Source organism: Fulvitalea axinellae (genome assembly GCF_036492835.1).
GTDB lineage: Bacteria > Bacteroidota > Bacteroidia > Cytophagales > Cyclobacteriaceae > Fulvitalea > Fulvitalea axinellae.
The window spans coordinates 1,048,693-1,067,259 of record NZ_AP025314.1 but is presented as its reverse complement, the minus strand read 5'-3'; the positions used below and the strand labels follow the sequence as shown (position 1 = coordinate 1,067,259).

15 protein-coding genes are annotated in these 18,567 nt (G+C 49.1%); 6 read left to right on the top strand and 9 right to left on the bottom strand.

All coding sequences use genetic code 11. From position 1 onward, the window contains the following. Positions 1-123: 123 nt before the first annotated feature. Complete coding sequence (locus AABK39_RS04345; RefSeq protein WP_338393696.1) at positions 124-1,635, bottom strand: sulfatase family protein; 1,512 nt, start codon at positions 1,633-1,635, stop codon at positions 124-126. A 422-nt stretch (positions 1,636-2,057) separates the two neighbouring features. On the opposite strand from AABK39_RS04345, the gene AABK39_RS04340 reads away from it, so the two are divergent. The 4 genes from AABK39_RS04340 to AABK39_RS04325 are packed head-to-tail and all read left to right on the top strand — an operon-like array spanning position 2,058 to position 5,317. Then, positions 2,058-2,627, top strand: a complete 570-nt coding sequence (locus AABK39_RS04340; RefSeq protein WP_338393695.1) for an RNA polymerase sigma factor — start codon at positions 2,058-2,060, stop codon at positions 2,625-2,627. Then, positions 2,624-3,508: a hypothetical protein gene (locus tag AABK39_RS04335; protein ID WP_338393694.1), complete on the top strand. Its 885-nt coding sequence runs from the start codon at positions 2,624-2,626 to the stop codon at positions 3,506-3,508. Before AABK39_RS04340 ends, AABK39_RS04335 begins: the two co-directional genes overlap by 4 nt. A 15-nt stretch (positions 3,509-3,523) precedes the next feature. Next, a complete protein-coding gene (locus AABK39_RS04330) occupies positions 3,524-4,558 on the top strand; it encodes an outer membrane beta-barrel protein (protein WP_338393693.1) in 1,035 nt (344 codons plus the stop codon). An 18-nt stretch (positions 4,559-4,576) separates the two neighbouring features. After that, positions 4,577-5,317: a WG repeat-containing protein gene (locus AABK39_RS04325; protein ID WP_338393692.1), complete on the top strand. Its 741-nt coding sequence runs from the start codon at positions 4,577-4,579 to the stop codon at positions 5,315-5,317. A 5-nt stretch (positions 5,318-5,322) separates the two neighbouring features. On the opposite strand, the gene AABK39_RS04320 is transcribed toward AABK39_RS04325, so the two are convergent. The 6 genes from AABK39_RS04320 to AABK39_RS04295 form a co-directional block, all read right to left on the bottom strand. Continuing rightward, the gene (locus AABK39_RS04320; RefSeq protein ID WP_338393691.1) at positions 5,323-6,861 is read right to left on the bottom strand and encodes a polyamine aminopropyltransferase; all 1,539 of its coding nucleotides are present in this window, start codon (positions 6,859-6,861) and stop codon (positions 5,323-5,325) included. Positions 6,862-6,908: 47 nt separating this feature from the next. Then, positions 6,909-7,766: a DUF350 domain-containing protein gene (locus AABK39_RS04315; protein WP_338393690.1), complete on the bottom strand. Its 858-nt coding sequence runs from the start codon at positions 7,764-7,766 to the stop codon at positions 6,909-6,911. 43 nt (positions 7,767-7,809) lie between these two features. Continuing rightward, positions 7,810-8,631, bottom strand: coding sequence for a hypothetical protein (locus AABK39_RS04310; protein WP_338393689.1), 822 nt, complete (start codon positions 8,629-8,631; stop codon positions 7,810-7,812). A gap of 35 nt (positions 8,632-8,666) precedes the next feature. Beyond that, positions 8,667-9,218, bottom strand: a complete 552-nt coding sequence (locus AABK39_RS04305; RefSeq protein WP_338393688.1) for a DUF4178 domain-containing protein — start codon at positions 9,216-9,218, stop codon at positions 8,667-8,669. A gap of 184 nt (positions 9,219-9,402) precedes the next feature. Next, a complete protein-coding gene (locus tag AABK39_RS04300; protein WP_338393687.1) occupies positions 9,403-10,122 on the bottom strand; it encodes a PspA/IM30 family protein in 720 nt (239 codons plus the stop codon). A gap of 54 nt (positions 10,123-10,176) precedes the next feature. Further along, on the bottom strand, positions 10,177-10,578 hold the full coding sequence (locus tag AABK39_RS04295) for a YbjN domain-containing protein (RefSeq protein ID WP_338393686.1): 402 nt from the start codon (positions 10,576-10,578) through the stop codon (positions 10,177-10,179). A 226-nt stretch (positions 10,579-10,804) separates the two neighbouring features. Between AABK39_RS04295 and AABK39_RS04290 the strand changes: the two genes are divergently transcribed. Both AABK39_RS04290 and AABK39_RS04285 read left to right on the top strand, forming a co-directional pair. Further along, entirely contained in the window at positions 10,805-11,542 is a 738-nt protein-coding gene (locus AABK39_RS04290) for a helix-turn-helix domain-containing protein (RefSeq protein WP_338393684.1), read from the top strand. Between the two features lie 48 nt (positions 11,543-11,590). Continuing rightward, complete coding sequence (locus AABK39_RS04285; protein ID WP_338393683.1) at positions 11,591-13,522, top strand: hypothetical protein; 1,932 nt, start codon at positions 11,591-11,593, stop codon at positions 13,520-13,522. Between the two features lie 4 nt (positions 13,523-13,526). Here the strand turns inward: AABK39_RS04285 and AABK39_RS04280 are convergent, their stop codons facing one another. Further along, positions 13,527-14,303, bottom strand: a complete 777-nt coding sequence (locus AABK39_RS04280; protein WP_338393682.1) for an SDR family NAD(P)-dependent oxidoreductase — start codon at positions 14,301-14,303, stop codon at positions 13,527-13,529. Between the two features lie 12 nt (positions 14,304-14,315). Further along, positions 14,316-18,485, bottom strand: coding sequence for a hybrid sensor histidine kinase/response regulator transcription factor (locus tag AABK39_RS04275; protein ID WP_338393681.1), 4,170 nt, complete (start codon positions 18,483-18,485; stop codon positions 14,316-14,318). Between the last annotated feature and the right edge of the window lie 82 nt (positions 18,486-18,567).

Sequence of the window (18,567 nt, the reverse complement as noted above, 5' to 3'; positions counted from 1 at the left end):
TCCCTTGCCCATTTTTTTGCGGGCGCCTCTTCGGCGCCCCACTTTTTCCCTTTTACAAAAAACGGGGACAGAAAACCAAGTTCCCGCCCCCGAACGTTTCAGATTGATCTAAAAACAACTCTATTATACTTTACCATAAGGCAAAACATCACTACGAGTTTTATCCACAAACCAAGGATCCTCGATTTCACGAAGGCGATTGGCTAATTTGCCCAAAAGATCATCGGATAGCTTTTTGTTTTTATCAATATCAAGCGGAGTCTGCTGATACGGATCTTTGATATTGTCGAACAGCGTAATTCCTTCCTCCAGCTTATCGCTCAACATTATCGAATGCGTGTCTGTCCGCAAACCTCTCCGGCCGTTTCCGTGAGTGATAAACAGCGCTACCTCGGGTTTTCCGCCTTTCTTTTTTGGCTTGAGGAAAAACTTCGAGTAATCCGCTCCTTGCACATCCTCGGGAATACTGTCCTTAAGCCCCATCAAGCCCAACAGCGAAGGCATAATATCGGGCGTGTCCATCAACAAGTCGGAAGTGGCGGGCTTGAGTTTTTCGGGATAACGCACGATAAACGGAATGCCAAAAGCTTCCTCGTACAACTGGGTTTTGCCCATCTTCCCGTGGCTTCCCATCATTTCGCCATGGTCGGAGGCAAATACGATGATCGTCTCGTCGGCCTTTCCGCTTTTGTCCACGGCCTCCACAATCCGTCCGAATTCGCGGTCAACTCCCGTCACGTGCGACATATAATAACGCACGGCCTTACGGCACTTTCCGAAATCGGCGGGTACATTTGGCCTGTTCAGTAATTCATCAACGTCAGGCTGTTTCTCTTTGGAATAAAACTCATTGAACACATCCTCGTCCGTATCTTTCAAACCGTAATAAGGTCCGTGAGGCGGGTTCATCGACACCACAAGGAAGAACGGCTTTTCCTCGTCACGCTGGTTTTCCTCATTATTGATATAAGAAATAGCTTTGTCCGCTTCGTGTATCGGCGACCAAATCCCAGGCTCGTGCTTTTTGCCGTTACTGTCCCAATAATGCGGGTTTTTATGCACGTCAAAAGTTCCGTACGAATACCAATAATCGAAACCGTGGCGCAATTCGACTGGCGTAAAGGCGTCCCAACAACGTTGCTCAGGACGGGTGGCCCCGTTTACATAGTACCCCGGCCTGTCAGGATCATTTGCCTCGGGCTTATCCATATGGTACTTGCCGATATAGCCACAACTGTAGCCCGACTTCTTAAGCACATCGCCGAAACACTCGGCTTCGGGGTCGAGTTGGTTTTCGCGGTCGGCACGGCAATTCCACAACACGCCGTTTTTGTGCGGATACTTCCCGGAGAAGAGCATAGCCCTGTGCGGACTGCAAATAGGCGAAGTGGAAGTCACTTGGGTAAACACCACACTCTCGTCGGCAAACTTGTCGAGGCTTGGTGTGTGTACCGGGTCGGTATCGCCATTCAGAAGGTTGCGGTACTTGTCCTTTTTCCAAAACCCCATGGCTTGCCGGCGCATCTGGTCCGGAAAAACATAAATAAGATTCGGCCTTTTGCCTTGTTTTCGCTTTGCGGCCAAAACTTGCGGGAGCATAGCCATGCCGGTAACGGCCACGCCGCTTTTTTTCAAAAAATCTCTTCTGCCTTGTTCCATATTGAACTAAAAATATATGTCAGTCATTGAGTCCTAAAAATAAGGAGAGCCATCGCTTTTACGAAACCTTGCCTGACTCGTTTTTACTACACGAACATCCATCCTACGCATTGAACATTCCTCATAGCACATTTGGGGCACGCCAAGGGCGCCTAAACAGAAAAACCGCTGCGGTAAAACAGGCGTGAACTCCACAAAAAACAAAGATCAACACAAAGAAACCGCAGGAGTCCCCGACTTAAGCCACATTTTATTATTTTTATTTTTCAGACGACGCAACCATAGTCTATCAATCCGCATCATAGACGTGGACAAGGGGATATCGTTCAGGTTTTTGCGAAGAGAGATAATGGGGGAGTTTTGGAAACCTGACACGGACCGCTAGACTTTTTGACAACATGCTAACGCTAACTAAGTCCGTGAACGAAAACGACCTGATCGAAGGGTGCAGGCGCAACGACCGCAGATGCCAAAAAGGGCTGTACGAAAAGTACGCTCCCGTTATGTTGGGAGTGTGCATGCGCTATGTATCTGACCGGGCCGAGGCGGAAACGGTAATGCTCAAGGCATTTATGAAAGCCTTTGAGCGAATCGACAGCTTCGAGGGCCGGGGTGCTTTCGGCGGTTGGTTGCGGAGGATTATGGTAAACGAGTCATTGAATTACCTGAGGCAGAACAAATCGCTGTTTCTGGAAACGGATATAGACTTGGCCGAATTCGACGAAACCTTCGGCTATGAGGAATGCAAAGCCGAAGCGGACGACCTGCTCCGGATTATAAACGAACTGCCCTCGGGCTACAAGGCGGTGTTTAACCTGTACGCCATCGAGGGATATTCGCACGATGAAATCGGCGAAAAGCTGGGCATCAGTACCGGCACTTCGAAATCGCAACTCAGCAGGGCCCGCGCCTTGCTCAAAAAGAAACTTATGGCCCTTGACTACGCTGTTAAGCAAGTGAGATCATGAAGAAAAAAGAGACACACGACATAGACCAGCTCTTTTCCGAACGCCTCGGCGATTTGAAGGCCACGCCATCGCTTAGCGCTTGGGACGCCTTGGAAGAACAGCTAGACCAACGGGATGCGAAGGAAAAGACCAAAACCAGAAAAATCCTGCTGTGGCGCACGATGACGGGCGTTGCGGCTTGCTTGGTTTTGGGGCTCACCATCGGGCTATGGCCAGACATGAAGAATCCCGGAGGCGGACAAGCCAACGGCGACACCAAGGCCAATCACCTTATAACTCCCGTAGCCAAAAAGCCTACGTTTGAGACCAATATGTCTCAACCCAAAGCCCCGGCTACAATAGCCAAAAGCAATACGTTTGAAACCGCTACCGTAAAAACGACACTGGCAAAACAGCAAGCGCAACCGAAAATACAACTAGCGAAAGCCAATGCTTCTTCCGCAGACGAACTTCGTTTGGAAAACAAGCAAGCAGCCCAAAAGCCAAGCGCTTCTGTGGCTATCGCAACCGCAGCAAAAATAGAAACTCTCAAAAAGCAACCTGAAACAATTGCCGTCGCACAACAACCGATTCAGGAGAAAGCTTCGGAACAAGAGTCTATAGCCTCAACAGCCCAAATTAAGACCGTAGCTACAGCCGAAATTCCGACTACCACTACGGAAATGAGCGCCTCGGCTCCAAAAGAAAAAGCTACGACTACTCAGCAAGTCACGAAGGCTCCCCAAGGCGCCGTGGTGATTACATATATCGCAAGTAACTACACCGCTCCGCGTAGCGAACGGAAGCGCAAACCCACTCTGAAAGAATTCCTCGGAGGAAAGAGAAGAAACGACGCCAACGCAAAACGCCGTCGTAACAGAAGGAACAGAAATGTCAGATAACTACCGAGACAAAATATGAAGCTCGCATCACGCACCATACTTGCCATCGTCCTGCTCTTAACGTCATTCGGCGCCATGGCCCAAACTGCCGGCCCCGCCCCGCGCGACACGCTGACCGTAGAATTGGCCGACAAGAGCAAGATTATCATCGTTACAAACGAAAACACCGACCTGTCGGCTCTCAGCTCCTACGATTTCAACAAGATGATCGAGGATGTACTGGACGCCAAAAGCCAGGAAGGGAATGACGTGAAAATCATCAGGATCGAAGGTTTTAACGGCGAAACGTACTTTACGGACAAAGGTCTGGAAAACGAGCCCAGTTACATACCTCCCGCTCCCGTCGGTCCGCAACCGACACTACAAGAGGAGGACCCCGACCATGACATTTACGGCAACCGTCGCGGGCGCAGGCGAAACCCTTTCAAGTCATTCTCGTCCACAACGCCTATCATTGATTTCGGCATCAGCAACTGGTTGCAAGACGGCTCTTTTCCCAACGCCGACGACTCGCCCTACAGCGTTCGCTCTTGGGGATCATGGAATATAGCTTTGGGCTTGGGGCAAGACGTTTTCCTTTCGGACGATTTCCTTTTCCGGCTCGGCGTATACGTCTCTTGGTACAACTTCAAGTTTGAAAACGATAACACGCGTCTCTTAAAAAGCGACGACAAAGTTATATTTCAACCGGATACCGACCCGGACAGAAACTACGACAAAAGTAAACTTACCGTGGCGCACTTCAACCTGCGCTTTGTTCCCGCATTCCGCGTCGGACGCTGGAGCAACCTGCACATCGGGGCGGGCGCATACGGAGGCGTAAAGATAAAAAGCTACACCAGAGCCAATTTCAAAGAAAACGGCTACGAAAAAAACGAGCGGGACTACGACAGCTTCTTCATCAACAACTGGCGCTACGGTCTTCGCGGTGAAATCGGTTTCGACTGGCTCATTTTCTACGCTGAATATGACCTGAACCCGATGTTTTATTCAGACAAAGGTCCGGAATTGCACGCCGCTTCCGTCGGCCTGAACCTGTTTTTCAACTAAAATAGTTTCTCACAGGATATGAGCGCAACACTCTTTTCAAGGCTACTGGCCATTACGCTGATCATTTTTCTGCACGGGAAGTCCTTTGCCCAAGATTTTCATGACAAGACAAGCGAGTTCGGCGTTCTCGGCCCGAAACACTTGGCTGTAATCGAAAAATACGGAAAGAAAGGCATCGTGAATATCGACGGAAAAACCGTGTTGCGTCCTTTTTACGATGAAATCGGCTCGTTTGGCGAACTTGGCGTAGACCATCTCGCCATCGTGAAAAAAGACGGTATGTTCGGCCTGATTAATCTGGACGGAAAAGTTATCCTCCACCCTTATTACTCAAAGGTTTTTCCTTTTGGCAAAAGCGGAGCCCAACACTTGGCCGTAGTGGAACGCCGAGGAAAGAAAGGGGTCGTAGACCTCGACGGGAAAATCGTCATCCATCCTTTTTACGATAAAATTGGCCGTTTCGGAGACCTCGGAGTGGAGAATTTGGCTTTAGTGGTCAAAAGCAGAAAGCAAGGCTTAGCAAATCTTGACGGAAAAATCACGGTACACCCGCTTTACGACGAGATCTCAAAGTTTAAGCAACACGGGCAAAACCGACTCTTGGCGCTTGTCCGCAGAAACGGAAAATACGGGATGATCGATACGGAGGGCAATATCATCGCCCAACCGGTCCACAACGAACCTAAAGACATTAGGATTATCAACGTACAATTCGAGAAGAAAAAAACGTTGAAGGACCGCCTGAACAAGATGTTCTAAACCGGTCAATACATGTCCCAACGTCCGTTTGCGTAATAACGATACAAAATCGGATCGTGAATTCGGTTAACGCCCACTTCTTTCTCCTGCCGGAAAATATCTTTCCCAAAGCTGGTCATCAGCGTCATGGCCTCACCATTGATCCACTGCGTTTTCACGTTTGAAAAATCAAGTTTTCGCAGTCGCAACAGCAATTCCTTTTCCGAACCTTTTTTGGTTCCCAAAACCCAACCCCACTCTCCCAAAGTCAAAACCTGATTATGTAATTTGGCCGTGGAAAATCCGGCCTCTGTCATTGTTTTGTTAATACAATCAAACGCCTCCGTTGCGTAATACGGGCTTCCAGCCTGCGTAATCACCACACCGTGCGGACGCATCCGGTTTGCGCACATCCGGTAAAACTCATAGCTGTACAAGCGCCCCAATTCCACGGTCTTAGGATCGGGAAGGTCAATAATCACCGCATCGTAATAGCCTTTGTCCTTTTCCAAAAAAGTAAAACCGTCAACGTTTTTCACCTTCACCCTCGGGTCTTCCAAAGCGCCACCGTTCAGGTTTGAAAGCAACGGGTGTTCCTTCGCCAGATCCGTCATGGCGGGATCCAGATCCACCACAGTCACTTCTTTTACCGAAGGGTATTTCAGGATTTCGCGGACAGCGCAACCGTCGCCTCCACCAAACACCAATACCTCGGACGGATTACCGACCAATGTCAAGGCCGGATGTACCAGAGGTTCGTGATAGCGTTCCTCATCCAGTGAGCTCAGCTGTTGATTTCCGTTGATGAAAAGCCAAAAACCGTCTTTCGACTCCGTCATTACGATTCGCTGATAAGGCGTTTGTTCCGAAAAAACCACATGGTCCTTATAGCGCCGTTCCTCGCCATGATTCGTAATCGTTTTTGCGTTAAAAGCACCAAAAATAATCAGAGTCGCAACACCCAATGACGCCGAACCTAACCGAAGACGTCCCTCCTTCTCTATTTTTTCCCAAAGAGACCACAACAGTGTCATCGCCACCAAGAGGTTTACGCTTCCCAAAATAAAAGGCGTGTAGGTAAGTCCCAAATGTGGCAAACCGACAAAAGCGAAAAAAACTCCGCCCAAAAGGCTACCGTAATAGTCCTTCTCCATGACCGCCGAGACGTTTACTTTCAATTCCTCAAAGCGGTCGTTCAGGCGTATTACGATCGGGATTTCCATCCCTACAAGCCCGCCCACCAAAACGCTCAGCGAATAGATAACCCAGCCGGCATAACCGGAGTACGCCGCCGACATATACGTAAGAATGGAAACGAAAGAGCAAGTCAGGGAAAGCCCCAACTCGATATAGACAAACGCCCAGAGCAAATCGCCCTTGACAAAACGGCTGACACGACTGCCCAAGCCCATCGAAAAAAGCATGATCGAGACGATCATCGTGAACTGGAAAACCGAATCGCCCAGAAAATAAGTAGCGAGTGTCGATAGCGTATACTCCGCTACGACACCCGCCAGCCCTGTCGCCAAAAGACAGAGTTTCAGAATATTTGACCTTAATCTCATCCCTGCTGATCACTCAAGGGCCTACACACAGGCCCGATCACTTATTATTAGGCCAGTGCCCAACAGATCAATACCGAACCACCGATATACGAAAAGGCCTCCAAAATAGCGGCGCCCACGTTCGGCTTGTCTTGGTTAACAATCTCGTCAGTCAGACGACGGCCAGGCAAAAGAATCTTGTCCGTACCCCAACGCGCTATCGGCAACATCAGCAAACCAACCACCACGTCAAAGCCAAGGTATATGGCGCTTTCGCTCCAATCAGTGAAATCAGACACCAAACCGTTGCGGATCAGGTTACCCAAAGCGATCAACGCTCCGGCAAAACCCACGCCTACGGCCACGTTATCTTTTTCAATATGATCATGGATATCGTACGGCAACATAGCGTTATACAAGAAACTGGTCGCTATCAATACTGCTTGACCAACGACCCAGAAAACCAAAGCGGTCCAAATGGTACCCTCGCCGTAAAGCGATCCGCAGATTACTAAACCGGTAGCGATAGCGGCGCCGGCCTCAGCGGCACCGGAACCTACGTTGCGGTCCGTGATAATCTCTTTCTTGATATCGAACTTGCGTAAAATCAGTTTGTCGTTGATAATGATCGCCAAGTTCAGCAACAATATCGAAAGCAAGCCATATATGCCGATGTTGATAATGTCGATCAGCAAACCGTCCGAAGGACCTGTCAATACGCTTCCGATCGAAATCAGCAAACCGACAAAGTAACCCATATGCGCCACGGCAAAAGCCAAGTTGTCTTTCTCCACCAGTTCGTCCTTGACATTCACGCCCGGATTAAAAACCTGATAAGCCAACTTTCCGATTACGATAAGCGCTATTCCCGCTAGAGTATACACTAACGTCCCGAACACGCCATTCAAAAGATCTGTAAAACCCATGATCAAGGAAAAATATTATTTATGAGAAATTGATTCCGAAGCATTATTTACCAAAACCTCCGCCTCTGGAACGCGAAGACGATCCGCTGTATCGTGAGCTAGATCTTGATCTGCTACTGGAGGAACTTCCGAAACGACTGCCCGAACTGCTTCTTGAGGACCCCGTAGACTTACTGAACCTAGAACCCGAGGATCCGGACCTTGAAGTTCGGCTACTCACACGGTCTTTGAAACCGTTGGTCTTTTTACTCCATGTCGAGTTGAAGCTTTTCTTTCTATTATAATTACTCGAAGTTCCGTAATAGCTTCTCCCGCCTACGGTCGGGCCATAATAGGCTCTGTTTCTTCCGTAATAATTCGTGCGGTAATCGTTCCAATAAGATCTGCGGATCGGATAAGTGGCCAAGTCAAACATACTCGACATAAAAGCGTACTTGCCGTAAAATTCCCAAAAGCTTCCGCCACTGCCTTGGACCCAATGTCCGTACTGCTTATTGCCCACATAATTGGCGTAACCCGCCGGGCTCACTTCCTTCTTCAGCTTTCCGTCCGACTTTGAAACGATGGTCATGCCCATATCGTCACGATAACGCAAGAACGTCCGCTCACTGACCTTTTCCCAAGGCATAAGCTCCTGTTCCACCGTATCGCCCACGTTTTTCAACACTTGGTAACGATGCTTGTACGTATTGCTGAAAGTCCCTTCCACGTCCATATCATACAAAATGATAGAGTAGGTTTCGACGTTGCTGAGTTTCTGGATCAGTTTGTCAAGCGCAGTTTTGGAATACCGCTCACCACCTCCGCAAGAGGCAAAAAACATAAGTGGCAACACCAAAACCCACGCAAATTTTCTATGCTTCATCTTCAATATATTTTCACAAAAAATCAGGCGACGGCTTAACCCTTTCCGGGTATGATATTCGAAAATTCGAACTCCTTGGCCACCCGACCTACGGCGCATTCAAACTCCCGGTCTCCCCACTGCGTAACGGACAGGTGCTTTTTCTCCGTCTTATCGTAATAATCCCAGTTAATCAATTCCTGCCAAGCGTTGTCAGGAGCCGTAATCTCTTTGCAATACCCGGCGCTTTCCTCGTCAAGATAATAAACTGTCCCTTCGTAAACCAGCTTCTTGGGCGCCGTCTCGTGCTCGACTATATATTCGGGCAAGTCTTCGTCAAGGTGGCGGACTTTCACATCTTTGGTCAAAGTCAGTTCCATGCCGTCGTTATCGTCTACGGCCAAGTGCAGGCTGTCCGTTCCGTTGTCCAGACGAAGCTCCAAAGTGAAATAATCATTTCCCCAATCGTATTCAAACGCCTTGACCACTTCCCAAGACTGCATATCGTAATCAAGGATGAAACCTTCCCGCAAATCGATCAATTTCAGATTGGTGGGATCATAAGACGGCTCTTCCTCTTTTTTCTTAAAGAAATCAAACAGACCCATATTCCGATAAGTTTTGGACGTCGCGTCGCCAGCTTAAATACGCCGGAAAACAACCACGCTTATTCACGAAAATAGCTTCGGACCCGAAAGTCCGAAGCCAACACACAAAACACTTGTCTATTTAGTCAAACAAGCCGCGCCGCCTAGGGCGCTATTTTTATACTGAACTATGAGTTTCAGTTTGTTAGAGGTCAGTCCCTTTATTACGGTTCAGACGGGCTTTCAAAGCCGCCAAATCGTCAGAAGCCTGGCTGGCCGGCGAGTCCTTGAGCGCCTTGTCAATCTCGTCGTCAACGGACTTGCTCTCGTTGGCAATTTCTCCGTAAGACTCCGCCAAAGCTTCCTCTTGGGCCGCCTTGTCTTTCATACGCTCCAACATCGCCACTGTGCTAGATGAATCGATCTGTGCCAATTGCTTGTTGAGTTTTTTGGTGGCAGTACTCACTTTCACACGAGCGCGGAGAGTCTTAAGCTCGTTTTCCCACTTGCTGATGTTGTGACGCAACTCGCGCACATTCGCCTCAAGCTGGGCTACCGACTTGTCAAAACGCTCGCGGTCGGCTTGCGAACGCTGGGCGTGCTCTTCGTTCTCTTTCTTCTTGACCAAAGCCTGAGAAGCCAAACGATCAGCCTCGTCCACGCTCATATCACCCCGCTCAGCGCGGTTCAACAAAGCCACGGCTTTGCTTTCGTAGTCTTTTACTTTGTTCAGGTAACTCTGGTGCTCATTGCGCGAACGGATCGCCATAGCCTTAACCTCGGCCAACGAATGAAGGCTGGCGTCAAGGTCTTTCTTCATGTCGCGGATTCCCTGCTCGGTGAGTTTTATCGGGTCTTCCAAACTGTCGATTGCGGAATGGGCATTGGCTTCGCCTATCTTGAAAAGTCTCTTGAAGATGTTCATAGTATTTTTGTTTTTTATTGTTTTCTAATCAATCAGTCCTAGTGTCAATCCGTTTTAAACGGCCTGCTTGGAGAACTTCAGTATCTGATCCGAATACTCGCTGAGCAAAAGCCCCAACGAATTCAGGGTCGCCTCTATTTCGTTCAAATCAAGATTTTCCAGTTGCAATGTGTCTCTGAAAATCACCCGGCGTCCCGTTTCGTCCAAAACGAAGGCTCCGTGGATAATATCCCTGTTTTTCTGAAGCAGTTGCCTGAAAACCTCTTCGTTACTTTCTCCGATTTCGAAGATGAATTGTTCGACAATCAGGATTGGATCCGCACATCCGATAACCATATCCGCGATGCCGTTTGATTCGTGATCCACGACGAATACACCGTCATTTTTATTTTCGTATTTGATGATGTAATCAAGATCCAACAAATAATCTTTAACTTGGTTGAAATAGCTTTCCATGAATTGAAAAATCTTTTAAGTCAGCAATGTATTATCACAATAAAAGTAAGTGTTTTTCTGAGCTCAGGCTAATCTTTCTGCTCATAATTCTTACCGACTTGCGATGATCTACAATATGCTTAACGCCTTTGATGGTCAAAAGTTACAGAATAGCTCATAAAATGAGCAAGTTTTTTGAATTATTTTTTTCAATGATTCATTATCTTGCTCAAAAAACAAGCACCACATGTCCCTAATAGGCAAAAACATCAAGAAAATCAGGACAATAAAAAAATTAAGCCAAGCGAAATTCGCCGAGCTTTTTAACCTTGCCCGACCAAGCGTGGGCGCTTATGAGGAAGGAAGGTCCGAACCGAAAATCGACACCATCATTCTTATCTCCAAACATTTCGGCTTAAGCGTGGACTCGTTGCTTACCCGCGACATTACGGTCAACGAACTCGCCCACTTCGACATCGTGGACCCGCTGAAGGCTTCGCTTGGCCCGCGCTTGACTAACAATATGCCCTATGTCACGAAAAACGACACGGAAGACTATGCCCAAGCCGGAGACTCTCGACAATTTATAAAAGCCAGACCTATCGTGACCGTCCCGTTACACCTTAACGACGGGGTGGCGATAGAGATCAAAGACAGCGGACTGCATGATATCCGTCCCGGCGACACTTTATTCACCACTCCCGCCAAGGTTAACGAATTGCGAAACGGGCACGCGTACCTAATAAGGTCTTCGCAAAGAATCGAATGTCTGCGTTTCTTGGACGGCGTGCTGAAAACGGACTCGCCTTATTCGGCTCCCATCGACCCAAACGACGAAAATATTCTGGAAATTCGGACAATCCGGGCGATACTGTCGAAGTACCAAGCCACCCGCGAACCAGCGCAACACCGTAACTTATGGATGGAAGAACGGCTCAACGCACTGGAAAAACGCATAGAAAAGCTGGAAGCTACTGAAGGCTAATCAAAAACATAAAGCATCATTCCGGGTATTCCATATAATCCGGAAAGCATGTTTAAGCCAGGCGAACAATCACCAAAACCGATTCCAAAGAAACAAGACGAGGGAGCAAGCCTTTCTCCTCCGCTTCTTTCGGTGCTTTCCGTTTGTTCCACAAACCTGGAAGAGCGATTCTGGACAAGCTATGATCCGTGGCAAGCCGAAGAAAGCGAAGACGAACTGGAAACTGAAGAGACGGACCAAGGAGCCACGGCCGTAACTACCCCAGCCAAAAAGAAAACGATGCCTCCGGGCTGGGTCGAAATCAGTCTTGACCAACCGGCTCCGGCAGAAAGCCCGACTGTTCCGTCGTTTTCCGCCGAAACATTCTCCGCCCTTTTCGATGTTGCCCCATTTGAGGAAAAAGGTCCGGAAAACAAGGCCCTTCGCCAAGCGATGATTCGCAAGCTGAAAAAATTCAGACGAATCAAACTGGCTATTACGGAAAACGCCAGCATACTAGTAGGTATGAGGCAAGGAATGCAATCAGGCTCCAGCCACCTTAAGGACCTTAAGGTAACCGCCGATTCCGTAGCTCTTGAGGTTAGGGACCATCGGCATATTTTGGAAGAAAGGGGCCCGATACTGGACGAGACCACCGCTACGGGCGGAGAAGACATTTATGACGAACAACGACGCTTGTTGACCGAAATCGGATCGTTGAACGCAGAACTGGGAAGGGCTAAACTGATGCTGGCCAGAGTCAGCCAAGACTATGAGGCGCAAGTGATGACGGCCTTTAGGGTAATCTCGGAAATCGAAAAGCTTATTTACACTTGGCAGGCCGCGAACCCCATCGCGGAGAATGACACCGGAGAATCCGCTATCCAAAAAGCCTTCGCCTATGTGTTGCACCACGCCGACAGCGAACACCTTTGGCTCACAAAAATGTCATTGAACGAAAATCTGTCGCCTTGTGCCCCAGCAACAGATTCCGCCGAGAGCAGCGCTATTCATGAGGAAACAAAAACACTTTGGAAGGCGATAACAACCTCGATGCATAAGCCTGCCGAAAGCTCAAGACTCTCCATTTCTTCCGAAAATCCGAAAAACGAGAGATTCAGGCTCAGAATTATGGATTATTTCCTTCGGTTATTGGCTACGAAAACCGGAACAGCCCTCATTCAGAAAATATTCGGAACCGTAGACCCTAGCGGCAGAGATCACCGCAACGCCTCACGTTCTTTCACAGAACCGCAATACTCTGTCTCGGGCACCAATATCGAACCCGCTAGCGAAGGCACCAACCATCTTGGCCGTCACGCTCAGGTTTTGAGCACTAAACAGGAACCTGATTTTTCTTCAAGACATATTTACATCGCTCCAAGCACCGAGGGGAAACATACGGATACCGCCGGCTGGAATATTCCCGCGGAAGGGCCCGCCAGCGTTCAGTTTCCGCCCTCCGCTTTTTCGCCCAAACGAGCGAGCGAGAACAAGGAGCGAATTCTATTGGAATACCCCGAAGCAGCAAACGCTTTGGCTGGCTTGGTGCCCAATTCCGTTCAGCTTGAGCATTCTCAGGAAGCGATTTTACCTTACCGACACTACACTATGGGCTGGATGCCCGGGTTTATCGCTTTCGGCAACGCTCTGTTTACCGCAATCGACGCATTGCACGGAACGCATTCGGGCATTGACGAGTATGAAAAATGCCTCAAGGAATTCGAAAATCCGTTAAGAACAGAGTTGGAAATGTCTACCCGCCCGGGAGAAGCGCACGAAGAGTTTCTTGACATTATAATGAAAAGCGTTCCGGAAAAATACCGGCCCGATTCGGCCGAGTTTTGGAGTAGCACGCCTCATGTCCACCAAGACGCCAGCCCCGACCCTGACGACGAATGGTGCTCTATAGACACCAAAACGCGAGAAACCAAAGTGGGGGGCGTAGAGGACCTGTTTTGGGCGGAAAGACCTTGGAGAAAGTTTAAAGGAAAAAAATAACTGCCTACCGAAGAGACAGCAAGCGCTGAAACAACTTCTTGGGAAGAAAACGCTGCAGGTAAATACCGATAACATCTTTAAAGCGCCCGGGAAAAATCTCGATTTCCCCGCTATTCAGAGCTTTCGAAATCTGATTCGCCACAAAATCCGGACTGACGCCCGAGCTGTGCTTTTTGTCTTTGCTCGTTTGCTCCTCGCCTTTTCCGGACAAAGCCCGTAGCGAGAAATCCGTATTCACATAAGCCGGACAAACGTTCAAAACCTTTACGCCACGGTCTTTATATTCCAGTCTCAAACTGTCGAAGAAAGCCAAAGAAGCGTGTTTAGAAGCCGAATAAGCGGAACGTTCCGGCAAGGCGATATGTCCCTGAAGGCTATTTATAACGACAAACTGCCCGCCACCATTCTTAACCATTTCAGGCAATACGGCCCGCACAAGGTCAACCTGAGCGGAGAAGTTCAAACGCATTATTCTGTCGAAAACTTCGGCTGACATATCCAAAAACGCCGAACGCTGGCTAAGGCCCGCCACGATCATCACCGTATCCAACCGCCCGAAGCTTTCCTTAACATTTGCGAAAGCTTCCGCCGGGTCATCACTTTCCAGATCGAAACGGAAGCAAAAGGTCTCGCATTCCAAGACTTCCGCCATTTCCTGCAAGCGCTCCCGCCTCCGGGCCGAAAGCGCCAATTTATAGCCCGGCTTAGCGAATTTTCTCGCCAAGGCCTCGCCTATTCCCGAAGACGCCCCCACTATCCAAACCACCTTTTTCTCCGCCATCTTTCCCCGGTTTTATTCGGCTTCCTGTTCTTCCAATTTCTGTTTGGCATATGCCGAAGGGGCCACGCCAAAATGCTTTTTGAACGCCTTGCGAAACGCCACCGGCGATTCGAAACCGATACGGTACGCCACTTCCGAAACGTTCAGCCCTCCGGCAAGCAAAAACTCGGCACCGGCTTTCAGCTTTGTAGATCTTACAAAATCCGTAGCCGACATTCCCGTCAGAGCTTTTATTTTTCTGTAAAGGTTGGAACGGCTCATGCCGATTTCCGCCCCTATTTTCTCCACACCCAAATCCGGACTGTCCAGATCCCGTCTTATTATCTTCAGGATCTTCTCGATAAACCGCTTGTCCTTGGCTGACGGCGCGCCCTCCGACGAATCGACCAGCGACGAACCGCCGAAACGCTTGCGCAAAAGCTCCCGGTTGGCCAGTAAATTGGCAACACGCGAACGCAGGACTTTCGGGCTGAAAGGTTTTGCCAAATAATCGTCGGCGCCGGTATCGTAGCCCAAGACTCTGGATTCTTCGGAGGTTTTAGCCGTGAGCAATATCACAGGAATGTGGCAGGTCATCAGTCGGCTCTTCACTTCGCCACAAAACTCGATTCCGTCCATCCTCGGCATCATCACGTCCGAAATAACCAGATCCGGCGATTTTTCCGTCGCTATTTCCAAGCCTTCCGCCCCGTCCGCAGCTTCCAGCACTTCGTAGTCCGGCTGTAACGTCGCTTTTACGAAAAGTCTCAGGTCTGGATTATCCTCGACCACCAAAACCACAGGCCGCTCCTCTTCCGATATCCCGAAGGTGTTACCGTTCGGAGATTTACCGGTCTCTTCGGCGTCTATATCAACCAATTCCCTTTTTACCGCCGGGCTAACCGGATTTACCAGGCATTCTTCTTCGGAATACGCATTTCTATCTATCGGGAAACGCAATTCGAAAACCGCTCCGCAAGGCGAATTATCGTACAAACCGACACTGCCTTTGTGCGTTGTTATCAGTTCTTTTACCAATGACAAACCGATTCCGCTACCGGATACGCTATGTTCCACCCGGTAGAAGCGGTCAAAAATTTTCTGCTTTTCCTCTTCCGGAATTCCCGATCCGCTGTCCGCCACACGGATAAGAGCCTCACCGTCCTCCACGCTTAACGAAACGTTGACGGAGCCATCTTCCGGCGTATATTTCACGGCGTTGGACAACAGGTTGAAAACCACTTTCTCCAACTTCCCCCGATCGAAATAACCGGAAACGGGCGCATCTCCCAGCTCCAAACCTATATCGATTCGCTTACGTTGCGCCACCGAGGCGAATTGGCCAGAAATTTCCTCAAGCAAGGATTTCAAATCCCCCTCGCTAACGCGCAATCCCATCTTTCCGATATCGATTTTGCGCAGATCCATCAATTCGTTGATCAGCCTCAAAAGCATCCGGCCGTTGTTGCGCATCATTCCCAGACGTTCCCGTACGGGTGCCGACACGTTTTCCGAGGCCAAGAGCTCTTCCAAAGGACCGAGAATCAAGGTCAGGGGAGTTTTGAATTCGTGCGAAATATTAGTGAAGAAACGAAGCTTTGACTGATCCGCCTCGTGGACTTCCTCACTCATTTCTATAAGTCTTTTTTGCTGGCGCAAAATTTCCTCCTGCTGAGATTCCAGGGCCTCGTTTTGGGTTTCCAGAGCCTTGTTTTGCCGGACAATCTCTTCGGTAGCTTCCCTGACTTTCCTTTCCAAAACCGCTTTTTGTCTTCTTTCCACATTCAGCCTATAGCGGAAAAGCAAAACGACTAGGAGAATCGCCAAAACCAAAACGCCTCCCAAAAACCAAGGCGTCCACCAAAACGGAGGCTCGACGATAACAACCAAACGAGTCTCTTGTCCGCTCCAAACCCCGTCTTCGTTGGCAGCTTTTACGCGGAACGTGTAATGCCCCGGGCTGAGGTTTGTATAAGAAGCCGTCCTGTTATCGGCCAGTGTGTAAACCCAGCCGTTGTTCACGCCTTCCAATTTGTAGGCGTACTGGTTTGCCCGGACATCGGCGAAAGAGAGTGCCGAGAATTTAAGGGAAAACATATTCTGGCCGTAATCCAGCCAAAGCGTATCCAAAGCCTCCGGAAAAAGCGACGACGAACCGCCTTTAGGCGACTTGTATTTCTCTACCGGCTTATTGAAAAGTCTCAGTTCGGTAATCGCCACCTTGGGAGCTACCGGATTGTCGATGATTTTGTCCGGATAGAACACGGCGTAACCTCCCGTCCCTCCGAAATAAAGATCGCCGTTCGCGCTTTTGAACATGGCGTCGTCAGAGAATTCCACGAATTTCAGATATTCCCTAAAAGTCTTCGGCCGGTTATAATTCTTGGATTTATGCGCCCGGATATCTCCCGCAAAAACGGCTATTCCCTTATTGGTACTGATCCACATCCGGCCCTGATCGTCTTTCAAAATTCCGTAAACGATATTTCCGGGAAGGCCTTCGCTTTCGTTAAGGTTAAAAAATCGTTTTTTGCCTTTGGGCAAAACGCTCAAACCATTGTGCGTCCCCACCCAGAGGTTTCCGTATTTGTCTTGCCCGATGGAATACACTTTGTCGGACGCCAGAGTTTCTTCCTTATTGTCGTCGGAACGGAAATGCTCAAAACGCTCGTCAGCGGTTAGTTTGTCGAGTCCGCCGGCGTTGGTCGCTATCCAGATCACGCCGTCCTCGTCTTCGAAAACGTAACGGATAAAATCATTGCTCAACGAAGTGGAGTCTTTCGGATTGTTCCGGTAATACGTCAACTTTTCGGACTCATCCAGCTTGTAAATGCCTTTGTTGCTACCGAACCAAATATTGTCTTTGCTGTCTTCGAAAATACTGTAAACCGTCCCTTCCACAGACTTTATCGAACCTTCGGTAGTTTCGAAACGGAAAAAATGGTCTTTCTCCCTGTCGAACCATCTTAAATCATCCGAAGCGCCAACCCAAAGTCTTTTTTGCCGATCCTCAAAGAGGCATCGGATTCTTTTGTCGGGCAAAGTGCCACTGTCTAAACGGTTCTCTTTATAAATGCCCAAAAACTCACGGTCTTTCCCAAACCGGTAAAGACCGCTATCGCGCGTTCCGACCCAGAGTTCGCCTTCACTGTCGGCAAGAATGGACCTGACATCATTATTCAATAAAGTATCTTGGGACTGAAGGCTGAAATATTCGACAAAATCCCGTTCCAGCGGGTTTACCTTAAACACTCCGCCAAAATACTCCACGCCCCAGATCACTCCCGAACGGTCGGTGAACAGATTGCTGATCGTTTTGACCGGCATCGGCGTTCCGGCGATTGACGTGATCCGGACCGTCGAATTCAGTTTGTCTTTCGTCGTGTCCAAACGGAACAACGCACCCGGCGTACCCAACCAAAGCCTGCCTTGCCGGTCGTTGGTGATGGAAACAATCCAGTTTTCCGTATTATAGGCTATCTTCTTCTTGCTGAACTTTCCGTTAGCGCTTTTCACTTTATAAATGCGAAAACCACCGTACACGTACATATCACCGTCTTCCGTGACGTGAATCTTGTTCGCGTCTTTCAGTCCGTCCAAGACCCTGCGCACCTGCAGTTTGCCTTTCTTATCCACACTGGCTTCATAAAGGCCCGCGTTCGCAGTCAACAACATCTTGCCCGTTGTCTTGTCCAAAGCCATACTTTTGACCGACAGAAGAGGCTTTCCCTTATACTCCAACCGTTGGTTTTTTCCGGTAATAGGGTCATAAACTTCGGCCAAATTCCAGTAGTTGATCCACAAGTAACGCCCGTCAAACGCCAAATCCGAGATATTGGCCTCGCCGGCTCCCGTTCCCGTATCAGGAAAATCCACATGGCCGGTCTCCGTATTATAAGCGTTCAGGCCTTTGTTGGTTCCTATCCAGAGGGTCGATCCGTTACCGGCGCACAGAGCAGAGACTATATTACTGCTCAGAGCGGCCGTCCCCACTCGGCGAAACTCGAATCCGTCGAACCTGGCCACACCGTCGTCTGTGGCAAACCACATAAATCCGTTGGCGTCCTGAACGATGTCATAGACACGGTTTTGTGGCAAGCCTTCGGCTGTCGTGTATTTTTCGAAACGGTATTCGCTGGTGGGTTGCCCGAAGGCCGTCACCACCGAAAAACATAAAAAGACTATTGAAATAATCCGTCCCATCACTTGTTCCACCCAAATAACCACGGACCTCTTCCGGCGCAGAAAGAGCGTTCCGAATGTTGCAAAAACATATCCCAGGATT